The following is a 15,121-nucleotide window of genomic DNA, read 5'->3' as shown; positions in this document are numbered from 1 at the left end:
CAGCAGGCGGCCGGCGCTCCGGCCACCTGCTGCCACACAGCGATCAGAACGAGGCTTCGGCCAAGCCGTCCAGGTAGCGCTCGACGTCCAGCGCCGCCATGCAGCCGGCACCGGCCGAGGTGATGGCCTGGCGGTAGACGTGGTCGGCCACGTCGCCTGCAGCGAACACGCCCTCGACGTTGGTGGCGGTGGCATTGCCTTCACGGCCGCCGTTGACCACCAGGTAGCCGTCCTTGAGGGTCAGCTGACCTTCGAACAGCGAGGTGTTGGGGGTGTGGCCGATGGCGATGAACACGCCGTCGACGGTGATTTGGTCGAAGCTGCCGTCGTTGTTCTTCAGCCGCGCACCGGTCACGCCCATCTCATCGCCCAGCACTTCGTCGAGGTTGGCGTTGAGCTTGAGTTCGATCTTGCCTTCGGCCACGCGGGCGTTGAGCTTGTCGATCAGGATCTTCTCGGCGCGGAAGGTATCGCGGCGGTGGATCAGGGTGACCTTGCTGGCGATGTTGGCCAGGTACAGCGCCTCTTCCACGGCGGTGTTGCCGCCACCGACCACGGCGACCGGCTTGTTGCGGTAGAAGAAGCCGTCGCAGGTGGCGCAGGCCGACACGCCCTTGCCCATGAACGCTTCTTCCGACGGCAGGCCCAGGTAGCGGGCGCTGGCGCCGGTGGCGACGATCAGCGCGTCGCAGGTATAGGTGCCGTTGTCACCGGTCAGGGTATGCGGCTTGCTGGCCAGGTCCACGGCATTGATGTGGTCGAAGACGATCTCGGTTTCGAAACGCTCGGCGTGCTCCTGCATGCGCTGCATCAGTGCCGGGCCGGTCAGGCCATGGGGGTCGCCCGGCCAGTTGTCGACTTCGGTGGTGGTGGTCAACTGGCCACCGGCCTGCATGCCGGTGATCAGCAGCGGCTTGAGGTTGGCTCGGGCCGCATAGACCGCCGCGCTGTAGCCGGCAGGGCCGGAACCGAGAATGATGACTCGCGAATGACGAACTTCGGACATGTCGAACTCCTGTAGATCTACCAGGGCCGGCGTCGGGCGCCGGGTGGGCAGGCTGGAATTGAAGGGCCTGTGCGATGTCGGGCCGCACGGGCCGCAGAAAGCTGTGGGGCAGACTGTAGCGAGGTGGCAGAGAGTAAGGAAATATCCTTAGACAATCCACTCCATAGGCAAGCGCTATGCACTACCAAGGGCGGCTCGGCCAACTGGCGGCGGCGCCCGATGCTGGCAGATGCCTTCCCCGCATCCGGCAAACTCGGTAAGGTCAGCGCGGTTTCCCTGACCTTTCTGGAGCTGTCCATGCCCGCCCCCGTTCTGTCTGGCCCGCAGTACCTGCGTGAAGGCCTAAAGCTGGTGCTGAGCCCGGGCCTGCGGCTGTTCGTGCTGCTGCCCTTGACCATCAACCTGCTGCTGTTCGGCGGCCTGGTGTATTTCGCCAGCCACCAGTTCGGCCTCTGGGTCGATACCCTGATGCCCAGCCTGCCGCAGTGGCTGAGTTTTCTGTCCTACATCCTCTGGCCGCTGTTCGTGGCGTTGGTGGTGCTGATGGTGTTCTTCAGCTTCACCCTGGTGGCCAACATCGTCGCTGCGCCCTTCAACGGTTTCCTGGCGGAAAAGGTCGAGGTGGTGGCCCGCGGCGAAGACCATTTCCCGCCCTTCAGCTGGGGTGAGCTGGCGGCCATGGTGCCGCGCACCTTTTCCCGCGAAATGCGCAAGCTGGGCTATTTCCTGCCGCGCGCGCTGGGGTTGTTCGTCCTTTCTTTGATTCCGGTGGTCAACGTCGTCGCCGCGCCGCTGTGGCTGGTGTTCGGCGTGTGGATGATGGCCATCCAGTACATCGACTACCCGGCCGACAACAACAAGATGAGCTGGCAGGACATGCTCGCCTGGCTGCGCAGCAAGCGCTGGCAGTCGATGAGCTTCGGTGGGGTGACCTACCTGGCGTTACTGATTCCGGGCGTGAACATCCTGATGATGCCGGCGGCCGTCGCTGGTGCGACCTTGTTCTGGGTGCGGGAAAAGGGCGATGGGCGGGTGACACAATCAGCCAATAAGCAAGCCTGATAACTACGTAAGCGATGCCCTTTCCCAGCCAACTGATACACAAGGCTGGTACACATGGCACTCATAGCTCAACCATTCAGGCACCCCGACTCGGGCATTTATTACCTACGTCGCAGGGTGCCGGATGATCTCAGGCAAATCATCGGCAAGACCGAGATTCGCCGCTCGCTGAATACCCGAGACCATCATCATGCGAAGGCTGCCTTTGCTCTTGCGTATACGGAGTCAGAGAGATTGTTTAATGATGCCCGTCAGGGCCTCTACGTTGAGCCCTGCAAGCCCAAGACGGTAGGTGAGCCTCTATCTACGCCTACACTGCCTGTCCTTAGAGAAAGCTCTATAAGGCTGTCAGAGGCGCTCACACGCTATGTGCAATCCATCTCTATGTCAGGCAGGTCCGAATACGTGCTGCGGCGGCATACGGTGGACTACAGCCGCGCCGTCAACCGGTTCATCAAAGACATGAGTGACAAGCCTATTGCGGCAATTCAGCCCGCAGATATCCATGAGTTCGCTGGCAACCTGATCCAGCCCTCAGATCCCAACGTCAAGCCGCTGGCGACCTCATCAACTCGCTTGCTGCTAGCACGGCTGTCATCAGTAATGGCCTTCGTAGTGGATTCAGGTCTGCTTCAAACGAATCCGGTAACAGCATCCCGCATTCACAAGCGTTTGGGGTCAGGTAAGCCGAAGCGCCGCCTGGATGACAATCGGGGGTATAGCTGGAGCGAGCTGGTCAATCTGTTTAGCCATGCTGAGTTCCAGAAGCTGCGAGATGCCCAAGGTCGGCCAGGGAACGCGGTATTCTGGATACCGCTGATGGCCGCATACACTGGTGCCCGGCGTGAAGAGCTGGCTCAACTCTACATCGAAGATATCCACCAGCATGAATGTGGCTCGTGGTTCATTCGGATCATCGATGACCGAGCTGACAAGTCAGTCAAGACTGACAGCAGTCGCAGAGAGATCCCTGTCCATCCCGACCTGATCGCCCTAGGGTTACTGACCCTCGTACACGGCCGCTTGCCAGAGACACGGGTCTTCCCTCAATTAGTAAAAGTGAGCGACGGCTTCGCAGGGATTGTCTCCAAGTCATGGCGTCCGATCACTCAGCGGTGCGGTGTGTACCGAGCAGGCCGTAATCCACTACATGCCTTCCGGCATAGTTTCAAAACCCTTGCAAGGGAGCACGGGATACCTAAGGAAGTGAGCGACTGGATAACTGGGCATGCGTCTGGCCACATCGGAGATAGCTATGGCATCAATCCACTGTCCCGCATGGCGGTTGAGATACAGAAGCTGCCTAGTCTTGCTAAAGCTGCTGGGCTGCTGCCTGACCAATGACAGGCTCCTAGCACCTATGGTAGCCGTAGTCCTCTAAAGGCAATGCTGAAGGCTTTGACTACGATTCCAATGGATCTTGAAGCTTAACCGGCATGACGCATCGCCTGCTGCCACGATCGCAAGGTACTGGCATCGTGGTTGTCCCGGCCCACTGCGGCTTCGTGAGCATGACAAGCCATAGGATCTCTGATCCTGTGGACAACCGGTATGACACAGTGAGGATTAGCATCAATCGATTAAAAGATCGGGAGGAATAATTGAAGCCCCCGCCAATGACGGATCGCCCTACACCCAGCGGAGAGATTATCAACATTGAGATGCCCGATAGTTAGCAACATAAGCAGGATGAGATCATGACTATCTCTCATATCAACTCGATCTCAACGCGCTCTGTGCTAAGGGCCTTGTCATGGCCATTATGAGGACAAAAGCGTCAGGAGGCCCTTACCCCAACACACTGAATGAAGATAAGTGCAGCATGGCATGTACTGCATTAACAAAAACAGTGGCTAAAGCAATCTTAACTGACCTTAGAAGCTTGACTGCCGGCAACACATCTGTACTATGGAAAACCTGTCAGCACCGCTGACATCCGCAATATCCTCCCACATCAGATCATTAACTCGCTTGTTCAAGCCACTGAGCCACTGAGCAGAGCGGGCTTCATGTCGTCTGCGATAAAACCAATTACCACAAAGTAATTGCTAAGCAGGCGCGAGGTATTGCCATGAGATAAAATTAACACAGAGTGATAACACATGCACAACGAGCAAGTTACAACCCTTCTTACCGCCCCAGAGCTTGAAGCAATAGACAGCCGGTTAGCAGCCAATGCTCAAAAGTGGCTAACGGACAACGCTACCCCTTGCAAGGTCAAGCCTTTAAGGAAACAAAAGAGCACAACCGGCCCCAAACCCAAGACAGTGGTAAATCCGTTCTACGGCTTCATAGGTTCTATGACTGCTTGGGAGCGTTATCCTAGGTTTGCGATGGACATCATTGAGGGGGTTGCCCGACTTGACTGGCATGACCGCCCCATTGGTGCAAGCGGCAAGTCGATGCCACTTTCAGTACAAAGTATCGCACTGATTCTAGAATGGCTTCCCGAAGTTACAAACGAATCGGTGGAGATCCTACTAAACTTGAAAGAGCGGCATGCAAGGCGCTATTTAACCGCTATAAGCCTCATAATCCCTTGGATGATGAAGAGCCGCCCGACGATGCTGATAGACTACATGGAAGGCATAAACTCAACTCAAAAGAATCATGACTGGGAAGACTGTAATGAATCTACTACCCCTAGCCCTGAAGAGATACAGAAGCTTCATTATGACCTACGTACGCTGAACCAGTATAACAGTGAAGAGGAGTATGACTCACAGGTGACCGTTGATGGTTTTAAACCGACTATAGCTCAACTTCCTATACGTTCGGAGCATCCAATGAAGGCCAGGGTAATGCAAATGCTGAGAGAAGGCGTACCGATCAAGCCTATCGCAAGAGAGACAGGGGTTGATCCGAAGACAATCAGGAAGTGGCGAGCCGAGGCAGCAGAACATGAGAGCTTGCAGGCAGCATAGCCACCACCACCTGCAATGGTTCTGGAGCAGGATGGGGGGGGAGTAATACGGCCGCATACATATAAAGCGAATGCCAAAGCGGAGCTTTGAGATGACTTACCTCTATAATTTTACCATCGTGGCGTAACCGCCACAGCAAAATTACTTTTGCCTTGAGGCAAGGTAATACTCTATGCAGCAGAGAAGAGAAGGGGCAAGAAAGCCCCTCATTCTATCTATTGATCTTACTCTATCTATACTCAGAACCATAAAAGCTATTACTGCGTGACGGAACGTCACCATTTATTTGCAAGGTTAACATCAGAAGCACTGGGGGGCTTGTCTGCCCTGCCCCCTGCTATGAATACGCCGTAAGGCAGGATAACAATTCTATAAGCAGAGGGAGAGAAGGGCTGTACTGCCCTCCCCACTCTAAGCCTTGATCTCAATCATGCCGAGCGGCATAGATTTATTATTGCGTGACGGCACGTCACAGTTTAATGAAAGGGTTAAGCCCACGAAGTGGAGTACTGCTCCCCCTCCCACCTAAAGATACCAAGTAGCAGGCGCAGGTAAACCTCCAAACCAAAGTTGGGATGGTGCAGCACCAACCTGCTCTTGCCCCTACTCTTACTGAAAGTAAATCTTTTGTGAAGGCTGTAGCACTCTGTATACAAGCAGTGCTACCAGACAGCTCCGAGGGCCTACTCTCCAAGGTGGCCTGATCCAGTTTTCAGTAGATGCTAAGTCAGATATGCAAGCTTTGGAATGCGGCACATCCTAGGCCACAGGTCGCTTTCTGCATAGTGGACTAAAGGCTTTTGAGCAATCCTTACTCATGTATGTTAGGCCAGTATCACTTCTGCGCCGGAACTTTGCGACTTACCAAGGTAGAGTTTACTTGGCAGAGTATTCTGCCCTCAAGGCTGGCCCTTACATTGAAATTCTCTATAAGCCCTGCGCCAGCGAGCCCGAAGATGGCTGCCGTTAACCTTTTTAGCGTGAGCTCACACTGCCGAGCCAATTCCACGCTGGATAGCTCAATAGAACCGTCGGCTCTTGCCTTTGAAACAAGCATCAGCATTACTGGAATGCAGTTGGGAACTGCGAGACTAGCTTCGGCAAGCCTGGAGAGCATTTGCTGGCTTAGGTAGACGGATGGTGATTCTTTGTTGGTTTCGCCGCTTAAGATTGATGCAAGTTGATCGTTCATTAGGTAGGTTCCTTCGATTAGCTCAGTTGAGCAAGGTAGGTTTAAGGTCGCTTTAGCCTTACACTTACGGTCTTACTGGCTTTATTACTGAGGGCCTTACCAACTGCGGACTTACCAGACTTTCGATATCGCTAATCTCGCACCGACGGAGTACTTGGGAGCTACTGAGCGAACCTCTCTTCTGCCATCAGGGCACGTCTGCTTGCATCATACTGACCCGCTGCTATGTGGTCCTTCGGTGCAGAGATCGACATTCCTGCAAGGAAGGCTGACCACTTCGCGTACAGGTCCTTGCTAAGGTCCAAGGTCTTGGCTGAGACCTTGGCTTGCTTAAGACGACCAATAGCCTCATCCCCCTGCTGATAGGCATACCGCTGGCAGTCAGCTAGGGCTTGAGCGTTCTCATCCGGTCGCTTGTTCGATCCATACTCTCGGAGCTGCTTATAGAGGATGTAGCCCATATCTGCTTGCTGGCTGCATTCCCAGGCTCTCGTCTGAAGGACCATTTCAAAGTTCCAGGCCGGGGACTGGGCGTCTTTGTACTTGACCTCAATCGGCGTGAAAGCCCACCGCTCAGCGGATGCAGAGTCTGTGTACACAATTGGCTCGTACCGCGATTGAGCACACCCAGCCAGGGCACACAGCACCCCTATGGCCGCCGTACCTTGAATCACGCGCCGCATCATCCGCTTCTGTTCTAGAGGCATCACTTGACCCTGATGGCGCTGTAGCCCTTGCCTACCATGCAGTTCTGATAGGCTTTGTTCTGCTTCATCTGAAGATTGGCGCCTTCTGCGAACGTTCCTCGGTACTCCCAGTCGGCAACCTGGATCATGGCCGATTGGTTCTGGCACTTAGCGTCGTCCTGTGTCACCTGCTCGTCAGAGGCCCCTGGCTTCACCATCCGGTACTGCGGTGCAGTGCATCCGCCCATCAGCACCATAGCGCCTGCAATCAACAGAGCCAACGATCTTCCTTTCAAAATTAACACTCCTGTCTCCGCTTGAGCAGCGAACCTTACCGTCGCCGCTGCAATGGCACCCTGCCATTGCTCGGGCAGAATGATGCCATGCCAGAGCCTAAATTCACAGCATACTGTGAAGACCTGACTGATTCTTGTACTGACAGTGCTACCTCTTATAGAGGAGGCAAGGTTTGGACGCAGGCTTGGCATTCGGCAAGGTTCTCCGCGAGCGGCGGAAGCAGGCAGGACTGACGCAGGAAAAGCTGGCACTAGAGGCCGACGTGCAAAGGAACTACGTTAGCCTTATCGAGCGGGGCGTGCATCAGCCTACTATCAACATCATTTTCAAGCTGGCCGCTGCGCTAGGGTGCAGGCCGTCACACCTCATTGCTGATGTTGAGACAGCCTTGAGATTATAAGAGCCGACACTGGGGAGTAAGACACAGCGGGACACCTCCGTTGCTGGTGACTGTCATCAACCGGGTATAAGTGAATCGTTGTATTTTATTGGCACGAGCGCTATCTCACCCCAAGCACCCCGATCAACAGCCAAGCCTGTACCGTTTGTGGTGATGACCCCGTAGAACATTACGATCCGACCAGCGGACTCATCGTTTATGCCCTTGTCTCGACAGAATCCATCTTGAAGCTTGACAGTGAAATCACCAATTGCAGGATCACATTCGAGCCGAGTCATGCGGATGTTGGTCGAGGAGCTCCCAGCGTTCCGACTGCTCTTGATCCTCCCGTAATACAGCCGGGGCTTCTGCTTAGTATTCAGAATGTCGTGTGTGAGCTCAGTCACGTTCGTTAGCAAGGAGGCAAGCTGCACCGCATGCTGTGCTTCCGGCAGGTAAAAGTACTTGCCCTTGTTAATGTCAAAGTTACGACAAATTCCTGCAACGGTACTGATCTTGCTAGGCAACTTGAAGGACTCACCTTTGTGACGGCTGATCGGCACCTCAGCTAAAGGTCCATCAGCGTCTTCCACTGGGGTCTCGTCGTAGTCGGCGCTAGAGGTGAGATCCACTTCAGGCTTGGTCTGGCGAAACTCCTTGATGATCGTCAGCTCATCGTGATCTATTGCTCGCTTCGCCTCCTCCCATGAGTCGTAACGCTTGCCCTCTGGCCTCTTTGCCCTGAGGACGCAAGCCACATGCTGCCAGCGCTGTAGGTGACGATAGAAAGGATCACGGCGATTGGTAAAGAGGTCCTTCTCCTTGGGGGTCCGCTCAATGTTTGTGTGACAGCCTGGGCAGAAGAGGCTACCAAGCATCTCCTCTTCATACTCATCGGGCGTAACCCGTCGGCTCGCCTTGAGGACCTCTCGGTTGCCACCATCGTAATTCCAGCCTTGCAAGTAGTAAGCGTAAGCGATTTTTCTCTTGGTAGACATCAGCTTGTCCATGGAAGGGTAACTATGTTAGATAGCCATACCAGCCTAGTTATATCAAGTGCTCCGTTGCTTAGCAGACCTCTTTAAGGATGGCCACCCTATCTCACTGAGCTGGCGACCAACGTTTCCATATCAGTCCAATACCTAGGTAGGGAGCTGCGTATGGCCATGGGCGTAAGTCAGGAAGCATTTGCTGATCTGTGGGGCTTCGCCAAGATAAACATGTCGCACATCGAGAGTTGAGGCGCAAATCACTCCATCAACATCATCCAAGTGCTGGCTGATACCTTAGGCTTGAGCATTGCCGCTTTGTTCGGTGGCGTATAGCTGCCGACCAGTAATTGACCGCCTATGGATGCTATTTGCATCGGCAACTATTCAAATGAATATTAATGTGCCCTCCCAATTTGTACTGGCTATGAATAATAGTTGGCTTGTAGAGCTTGACTCAGTAGGGGTTTACGTACCCGGCAATTGATACGATTGGCATTGACATCGCAGGCTGTTGGGCTAGGCTGAGAGCGGTATGCGAGTATAGCTAGGTCGAGGCATGCACGCGATTTCATCTCACATCAATAGGGTCAAGGAATGTCGTCTAATTCTAAAAGTACATTTGAGATCAACAAGGCTGACATCGAGCAGCTATGGGACATCCACAAGGAGATTGGCGGAGAGGGGCGTGGACGCAAGCACGGTGTTGAGGTACTAAACCGTTCCGTAATTATCTTTGTCACTGCATGCTGGGAATCATACATTGAGGACCTAGCTATCGAGGCATTCGACTTCTTGCTTAAGCATGCACAAAGTGCGTCCGCCATCCCAGGAAGAGTTAAAAGCCTCGCAATTAAAGACATTAAGAATGACCCTAATTCGCTAAAGCTTTGGGACTTGGCTGATAGTGGATGGCGGACTATTCTTCTAGAGCACAAGGCCGACGTGCACGATAAGTGGTTGGGAAAATTCAATACGCCGAAGTCAGAGCAGGTTGATAGGCTCTACGAAGAGATGTTGGGGCTTAACAACCTCAGTAGCAACTGGGCTTGGCACAAGATGACGCCTAATCAAGCCAAAACCAAGTTAGACGCCTTCATTAGCAGTCGAGGCAACATTGCTCATCGCATCCGTGATGCAAAACCTGTCGCGAAGAATACAGGTGCGGCGTACCTGAATCATGTGCGACAGATCGTTGACCGATGCGAGCAAGCAGTCGCCGATCATTTAAAGCTGCAAACCGGCGCTGAGCCTTGGTAACTAAGATAAACGTGACCGACTTGGATCAGGTGATGCCTCGAACGTTATAGAGCTCTATCTACCTGATCTAAACTTCACCGTGTTTGACGGGCGGAGTCATCGGCAAAAGGCAATTACAGACCAGTAATAAATACTCGCTATTAGATTTCAATTTAACTAAGGCTTATCTATCCTTTGGTAGGTTTGTGCATATAACTTGTCATCATCAAACTCATTCGGTAGCCCGTAGATGTTGGCATTGACAGAAGCGGGGTCAAGCCGAAGCCCCTCCTGAGATAAATATTCCGATCATCATACCAGGCATCACAAGGATTCTGCACGACAGGATTAATAGCCACTAATGCTACCGATCGCTTCTAGTGCGTCGTGTCAGTGGAACATGCGCCCCAGTGATAATCAATATGTAACAGTACTACTGCCACCGTTCGAGCTAAGACAATAATTACCGGATATGGCCCGCCTCCCCTACAGCAATCCGAGTTAAGCATGGATAAGCTCTGCGGTATTGCCGAGCGATACTCGATTGCGACGTTCTTAACGACCGTAAATGCGATGAGCTGATCAACGGATAGCTGCTTTGGAGACAAATACCAGATGATCCAGCCCATTGGGAGGATCTTAGACTTGAAGGCCAGTAAGATTCCTGATTAAGCCATGGGTTATCTCTGGTACCTCCGCTACTATTCATCGCTCTTCAGCTCAGCGTTTGTGCACCCCACCTCAATTCTATTACGGGTTTTGTCCGGTGAGTGCCCGCAGGCATCGGTATCAACTTGTTAAAGATTCATGCGTAGATCGCAAATGATGAAGTGCTGCATATCAGCCTACGCCCTAGTTGCGGACAGGTCGTCTTGTCAATACCTCAAGCTGGGCAACCTTCATCGTTGACTCACGCCCTAGACTACTTTTTAGCTATAGCTATCCGAGATGGCACGAGAGAGTCGCTCCTGGCTATCAATCGCCAGTTGATTGGCAGTTAAATGATAGGTTATCATTTGTCTATCACCGAATTGGACAAAGGATAGATCCATGATTAAGGCCCACCTCTACCTTCGCGCCTCGACTAACGATCAGGACGCAGAGCGAGCCAAGCAACTCTTGCTGGACTTCGCCCAGGACAAAGGTCTGCAAGTGGCCGATGTATATGCAGAGAACATCAGCGGCACCAAGCTAGAACGCCCTGAACTGGCTCGTTTGCTCGATTCTGCTACATCAGGTGATGTGTTGCTGGTTGAGTCAGTAGACCGCCTCTCTCGCCTTTCCCAGGCCGACTGGCAGCACCTGAAGGGCGTCATCAAGTCAAAGGGCCTGCGTCTGGTAGTTGCTGACCTGCCTACCTCTCATCAGCTCATCGTAGACAAAGGCATTACTGGCCAGATCATGGATGTTATCAATGACATGCTCATTGATTTAATGGCGACAATGGCCCGCCTAGATCAAGAGAAGCGGGTGGAGCGTATCAAGCAGGGGCTGGATAACAAACGTGCCCGTGGCGAGAAGGTAGGAGGCAAGGGCCGTAATCAGAAGAAGTGGGGTCAGGTGTCTGCTCTGCTCAAGCGTGATGGTATCAAGATAGAAGAGATAGCCAAGCTGGCAGAGGTGGGGGTAGCTACGGTGTACCGGATCAAGAAAGATATGGCCCTTCAGGCGCTGTAGTAGCCTAAGCTGCGTTATCAGGTTCTACGGCGAGAGCACCTTATGGACGACCGGGATGCGGCAATAGCAGACGCTCTTGAGGCCCTGCATATGAACCAGCAGGCTATACGGGCGAGTACTGAAGAGATAGCCCTATGGTTGAGGGCCAGAGGTTCAGAGAACACCTTTGAGAACACAATGATGGCGCTACAGGCGCTGGATACCAACGCTGAGGTGATAGCCTCGGTGATAGAGCAACTTCGGACATAAGCCCCGCCATTGGCGGGGCTTTGCTTTGTCCGGCATATTTCTACCTTTCAGCATGCGGTGGCCGAAGCCAGAGCAAGGGGCGTTAAGCACCGACCCACACTTAGCTGACTCTGGCCGGTTGCCCAGTGCCCCGCTGCATATTAGCGCCCCAGCTTCGCCAGTGCCGTTCACGAAAGGCAGAAGGTACGTTTGAAAATCATGGGGCTGGGGGTGTAGGGAGTCTTGCACTGCAATACCTCTGATCACTCTAGCCTTCAGCATTGGCGAAAAGCTAACCTTTGATGAAGCGCGCCAACATTACCGATGGAGCAGACTGCGTTTTAGGTAGTTATTGAAGAAGTCAGTACGTGGACCCGGCATGGTGGCGTCAAGTCAAAAGCCAAAGGTATTGGCCTCGTGCTCAGCCTGATCATGCTCTGTGACCCGACCATCATCGATATACAAACGCACCGCCGCTTGTTCCGCGTGCCCGTAGACACTGTAACCCCGGTCAGTCCACGTTGCTGACTCCCAACGCTCATACCCTTGCTCAAGCAAACTGGCGTGAGCATCCACCGCTGCGTGGGAACCCAACTTATATACAATCTTGTAACTGCCCATATCCCCAGTCATAGCAACTGGGACAGACTCCCCCTCTTCCCGATCCCTAGACTTCTCTATTAGCTTGTCCAAGTCGAACATAGCTAACTCAAGGAGCTTACGCAAATGCTCAGCAGACTCAGCTTCGAGGCTAACTGTCAGAGCTCTTGGATTTCTCATTGATGGATGGCTCTCGATTGAACGTCACTTATCATACAAAGAGGTGGCACTCTTCAGTTGCTCTACAAAGTTGTATATCTCATCCAAAGATGCGATAGGATGCCTAGTCTCATTCTTGTCAGCGTCAAACAAACCTATGTACTTCTGACTTCGATTAAAGTGCAAGCGACAAATAGGTTTACGATTATTGTCATCAAGCAATATCCCGAAGTAGCTTTTAGTATCTCGATGAACGATACGCTTAGCATCTACCACCGCTCTTACGATTGCCTTGACGATATGAAAACCTTCCAACTCCTCAAGTGTAGTTTGGACCTGATCTTCAGGGCTATCCTCATTAGACTCTGCAACTGGTGAGCTAACTTCGACAGACTGCATGGCATATGACGGTTCAACAGCACCGCTCATAGCTGATTTAAGTCGACCGTTGATTTGATCACCCAGGAACTGGATCGCAGCTTTACGGGTCAGAATAGTAAACTGCTCCCTGACCTTTTGCGTGATGATTCCATCATACACGCGAGTTGCGAAGAACTTGACAAAGTCGTCGCTCGGTTGACTGAACTGAGAAGCCATCTCCTTTTTAATTTGCCCGACGTACTTTAATTCACCGGCAGCACTAATGATCGAATCCACATTGAATGCGGACTTCGTCAGCTTCTGAAGTTCTGGTAGAGCGTGTTCATCTATATCGAGAAGATCGAGCTCTAAGAAAGGCTTCTCATCCATCTTGTTAGGGGCGTCGAGATCGGTGAAGAACCTGTATACTTGGCCATTGGTTAGTATCGAGATACGAGCTGTAGTGACGTGGAAGTACCGGAAGAGCTGGCTAGCGTGGTTAATATGGAGCGGCTCGCCTATCTTCTTGCACTCGATCAGAATCTGGATCTCGCCGTTCTTCATGATGGCGTAGTCGATCTTCTCGCCCTTTTTCGTCCCGACGTCGCAGACGTACTCTGGAGTAACCTCAGAGGGGTCGAAGACGTCATAGCCCAGTACGGAATTGATAAAAGGCATGACAAAGGCAATCTTAGTCGCCTCTTCTGTCAGGATGGCAGGACCCTGCTGGCGGATCTTGGCTGATAATGCGTTCAGTCGCTCTACGAATTCCATCTCTTGCTCCTCGCACAGATACCACATACTAGTGGCGTGAGGCCATGATGGCAATTGCTAATCACCCAGAACTCTACTGGGGGAAGGTAAATAGCGTTGAGGAGGGTAAGGGCCTTACCGCTGCCCAGGACCTGTCATTAGCCTTGATGTCAAGCTTTAAGCTAGTACCCCTACCAAACTCAGGCAGGGGCGAAGCCAATCAGAAATCGAAGACTAGCTGCTGAGGCATACTACGGAAGTGTTGACAAACCTGCTCCCAGCGACCTAAGCGGTATCGTGGGTAGGAGTGAACAAACACGTTCTTAATGCGTTGTGCCGACGAGCGGCGAGGACGGCGTCTAGACATGGCAGTTAAGCCCTCTAAAGGATTCACAATGTAGCAATCCTCCGAGCGTGACGCCGTTTACACATCTAGTGTATTGACGTGACGGTCACGGTGTTGGCTTAATAACCGCCTGCCCGGATTCATGCGTTCTAGAAATGCGCGTATCAGGGGAGGGGCGGGTGGACACGTTCTGTCGCCAAACTTCGCGTGACCACTCGCCAGCTAATTCCTTCTATGCCCCCTATATATAGGGGGCTTCGCGTTTCTGGCTACAAGATAATGCGGTCCCAGACCCTTTGCAAGGCACGCCCCCTGTGGATAAGTTGTGGGTACTGTGTGCGTGGAGTCTCGCACTACACGCCGGCCCTTACCACGTAAGCCCTACGACAGTTCCCACTCGCGACATATGGGGCGAGAAATTTTGCTGAGATCATCTGTACCGCTGGTAGACCCGGATCAAGCGGGACTTACTCTCAAAGAATCGGACGACTGAATGGGCAACGCTATCTGCTACAGGCAGGTCTTCACCTGATCCTTTCAGGCCACCCACTTGACTGATACATTACCCTCTCACCTCCCTGGGAAGGGGCAGTGAATTACGCGGGTTCTTGGGACCTGGGTCGGCTTCTTCAGTACATCGACTACCCGGCCGACAACAACAAGATGAGCTGGCAGGACATGCTCGCCTGGCTGCGCAGCAAGCGCTGGCAGTCGCTGAGCTTCGGTGGGGTGACCTACCTGGCGTTGCTGGTTCCGGGCGTGAACATCCTGATGATGCCGGCGGCCGTCGCTGGTGCGACCTTGTTCTGGGTACGGGAAAAAGGCGATGGCCGAGTGGCGAAAACGCCAGACCGCCGGGCCTGAACCTATCTCACCTCGTCCACAGGAGCTTACCAATGAATCGCTTCAGCCCCGCCAAACTCAAGCTGTCGAAATGGACCGCGACGCAGCCGGTCAACCGTGAAAAGCACTTTTTGGTGACCGATTTGGAGCATGACGAAGCCGGCGTCCTGCTGCGCGTGGAGCTACAGGCCGTGCACAGCGGGCGTAGCGAGTGGCTGGACTGGCGGCTGCTGCGCGATGCAGAGGTGTGGGCAATGGGCTGGCGATAATCGGAGGGCTGGCGAAAGCGGCCTTGCAGACGCCCAGGCGCCTATCCGCAGGCTCGCCAAGTATGGGGAGTGATGCCCGAGAGGCCTTCGCGACCCGCCCGTTCCGGCGCCC

At 53.4% G+C, this 15,121-nt stretch carries 14 protein-coding genes and 1 pseudogene; 9 read left to right on the top strand and 6 right to left on the bottom strand.

Annotated elements, in window-relative coordinates; translation table 11 throughout:
- Positions 1–43: 43 nt before the first annotated feature.
- Positions 44–1,006 (bottom strand): thioredoxin-disulfide reductase, encoded by a 963-nt coding sequence (gene trxB / locus AA0Z93_RS11285; RefSeq protein ID WP_413048862.1) that lies wholly within the window; start codon positions 1,004–1,006, stop codon positions 44–46.
- A gap of 297 nt (positions 1,007–1,303) precedes the next feature.
- Between trxB and cysZ the strand changes: the two genes are divergently transcribed.
- The 3 genes from cysZ to AA0Z93_RS11270 all read left to right on the top strand — a co-directional run bounded on the left by cysZ (position 1,304) and on the right by AA0Z93_RS11270 (position 4,992).
- Complete coding sequence (gene cysZ / locus AA0Z93_RS11280) at positions 1,304–2,068, top strand: sulfate transporter CysZ (RefSeq protein WP_413048863.1); 765 nt, start codon at positions 1,304–1,306, stop codon at positions 2,066–2,068.
- 54 nt (positions 2,069–2,122) lie between these two features.
- On the top strand, positions 2,123–3,412 hold the full coding sequence (locus tag AA0Z93_RS11275; RefSeq protein WP_413048864.1) for a DUF6538 domain-containing protein: 1,290 nt from the start codon (positions 2,123–2,125) through the stop codon (positions 3,410–3,412).
- 758 nt (positions 3,413–4,170) lie between these two features.
- Positions 4,171–4,992 (top strand): helix-turn-helix domain-containing protein, encoded by an 822-nt coding sequence (locus AA0Z93_RS11270; RefSeq protein WP_413048865.1) that lies wholly within the window; start codon positions 4,171–4,173, stop codon positions 4,990–4,992.
- Between the two features lie 835 nt (positions 4,993–5,827).
- Here AA0Z93_RS11270 and AA0Z93_RS11265 read toward each other — a convergent pair.
- The 3 genes from AA0Z93_RS11265 to AA0Z93_RS11255 form a co-directional block, all read right to left on the bottom strand.
- Positions 5,828–6,184 (bottom strand): hypothetical protein, encoded by a 357-nt coding sequence (locus AA0Z93_RS11265; RefSeq protein ID WP_413048866.1) that lies wholly within the window; start codon positions 6,182–6,184, stop codon positions 5,828–5,830.
- Positions 6,185–6,345: 161 nt separating this feature from the next.
- Entirely contained in the window at positions 6,346–6,891 is a 546-nt protein-coding gene (locus AA0Z93_RS11260; protein WP_413048867.1) for a hypothetical protein, read from the bottom strand.
- Positions 6,891–7,358: a hypothetical protein gene (locus AA0Z93_RS11255; protein ID WP_413049034.1), complete on the bottom strand. Its 468-nt coding sequence runs from the start codon at positions 7,356–7,358 to the stop codon at positions 6,891–6,893. The genes AA0Z93_RS11260 and AA0Z93_RS11255 overlap by 1 nt, the downstream gene beginning before the upstream one ends.
- Between AA0Z93_RS11255 and AA0Z93_RS11250 the strand changes: the two genes are divergently transcribed.
- Positions 7,340–7,567: a helix-turn-helix domain-containing protein gene (locus tag AA0Z93_RS11250; RefSeq protein WP_413398521.1), complete on the top strand. Its 228-nt coding sequence runs from the start codon at positions 7,340–7,342 to the stop codon at positions 7,565–7,567. The genes AA0Z93_RS11255 and AA0Z93_RS11250 overlap by 19 nt on opposite strands.
- 56 nt (positions 7,568–7,623) lie before the next feature.
- On the opposite strand, the gene AA0Z93_RS11245 is transcribed toward AA0Z93_RS11250, so the two are convergent.
- Positions 7,624–8,556 (bottom strand): hypothetical protein, encoded by a 933-nt coding sequence (locus tag AA0Z93_RS11245; protein WP_413048868.1) that lies wholly within the window; start codon positions 8,554–8,556, stop codon positions 7,624–7,626.
- Positions 8,557–9,132: 576 nt separating this feature from the next.
- Between AA0Z93_RS11245 and AA0Z93_RS11240 the strand changes: the two genes are divergently transcribed.
- From AA0Z93_RS11240 to AA0Z93_RS11230, 3 genes are all read left to right on the top strand, one after another.
- A complete protein-coding gene (locus tag AA0Z93_RS11240; RefSeq protein ID WP_413048869.1) occupies positions 9,133–9,795 on the top strand; it encodes a HEPN domain-containing protein in 663 nt (220 codons plus the stop codon).
- 1,032 nt (positions 9,796–10,827) lie between these two features.
- Entirely contained in the window at positions 10,828–11,451 is a 624-nt protein-coding gene (locus AA0Z93_RS11235; RefSeq protein WP_413049026.1) for a recombinase family protein, read from the top strand.
- 42 nt (positions 11,452–11,493) lie between these two features.
- Positions 11,494–11,700, top strand: a complete 207-nt coding sequence (locus tag AA0Z93_RS11230) for a hypothetical protein (protein ID WP_413048870.1) — start codon at positions 11,494–11,496, stop codon at positions 11,698–11,700.
- Positions 11,701–12,483: 783 nt separating this feature from the next.
- Here AA0Z93_RS11230 and AA0Z93_RS11225 read toward each other — a convergent pair.
- On the bottom strand, positions 12,484–13,572 hold the full coding sequence (locus AA0Z93_RS11225) for a type I restriction endonuclease (RefSeq protein ID WP_413048871.1): 1,089 nt from the start codon (positions 13,570–13,572) through the stop codon (positions 12,484–12,486).
- 952 nt (positions 13,573–14,524) lie between these two features.
- Between AA0Z93_RS11225 and AA0Z93_RS11220 the strand changes: the two are divergent.
- Together AA0Z93_RS11220 and AA0Z93_RS11215 are read left to right on the top strand one after the other, a co-directional pair.
- A pseudogene (locus AA0Z93_RS11220) lies at positions 14,525–14,761 on the top strand (EI24 domain-containing protein); the annotation flags it as partial.
- A 32-nt stretch (positions 14,762–14,793) separates the two neighbouring features.
- Positions 14,794–15,009 (top strand): TIGR02450 family Trp-rich protein, encoded by a 216-nt coding sequence (locus AA0Z93_RS11215; protein ID WP_413048872.1) that lies wholly within the window; start codon positions 14,794–14,796, stop codon positions 15,007–15,009.
- The last annotated feature ends 112 nt before the right edge of the window (positions 15,010–15,121 follow it).

It is taken from the genome of Pseudomonas phoenicis, assembly GCF_047302395.1.
GTDB lineage: Bacteria > Pseudomonadota > Gammaproteobacteria > Pseudomonadales > Pseudomonadaceae > Aquipseudomonas.
Note: the sequence above shows the minus strand (reverse complement) of the source record. Positions and strands in the feature narration are given on the sequence as shown.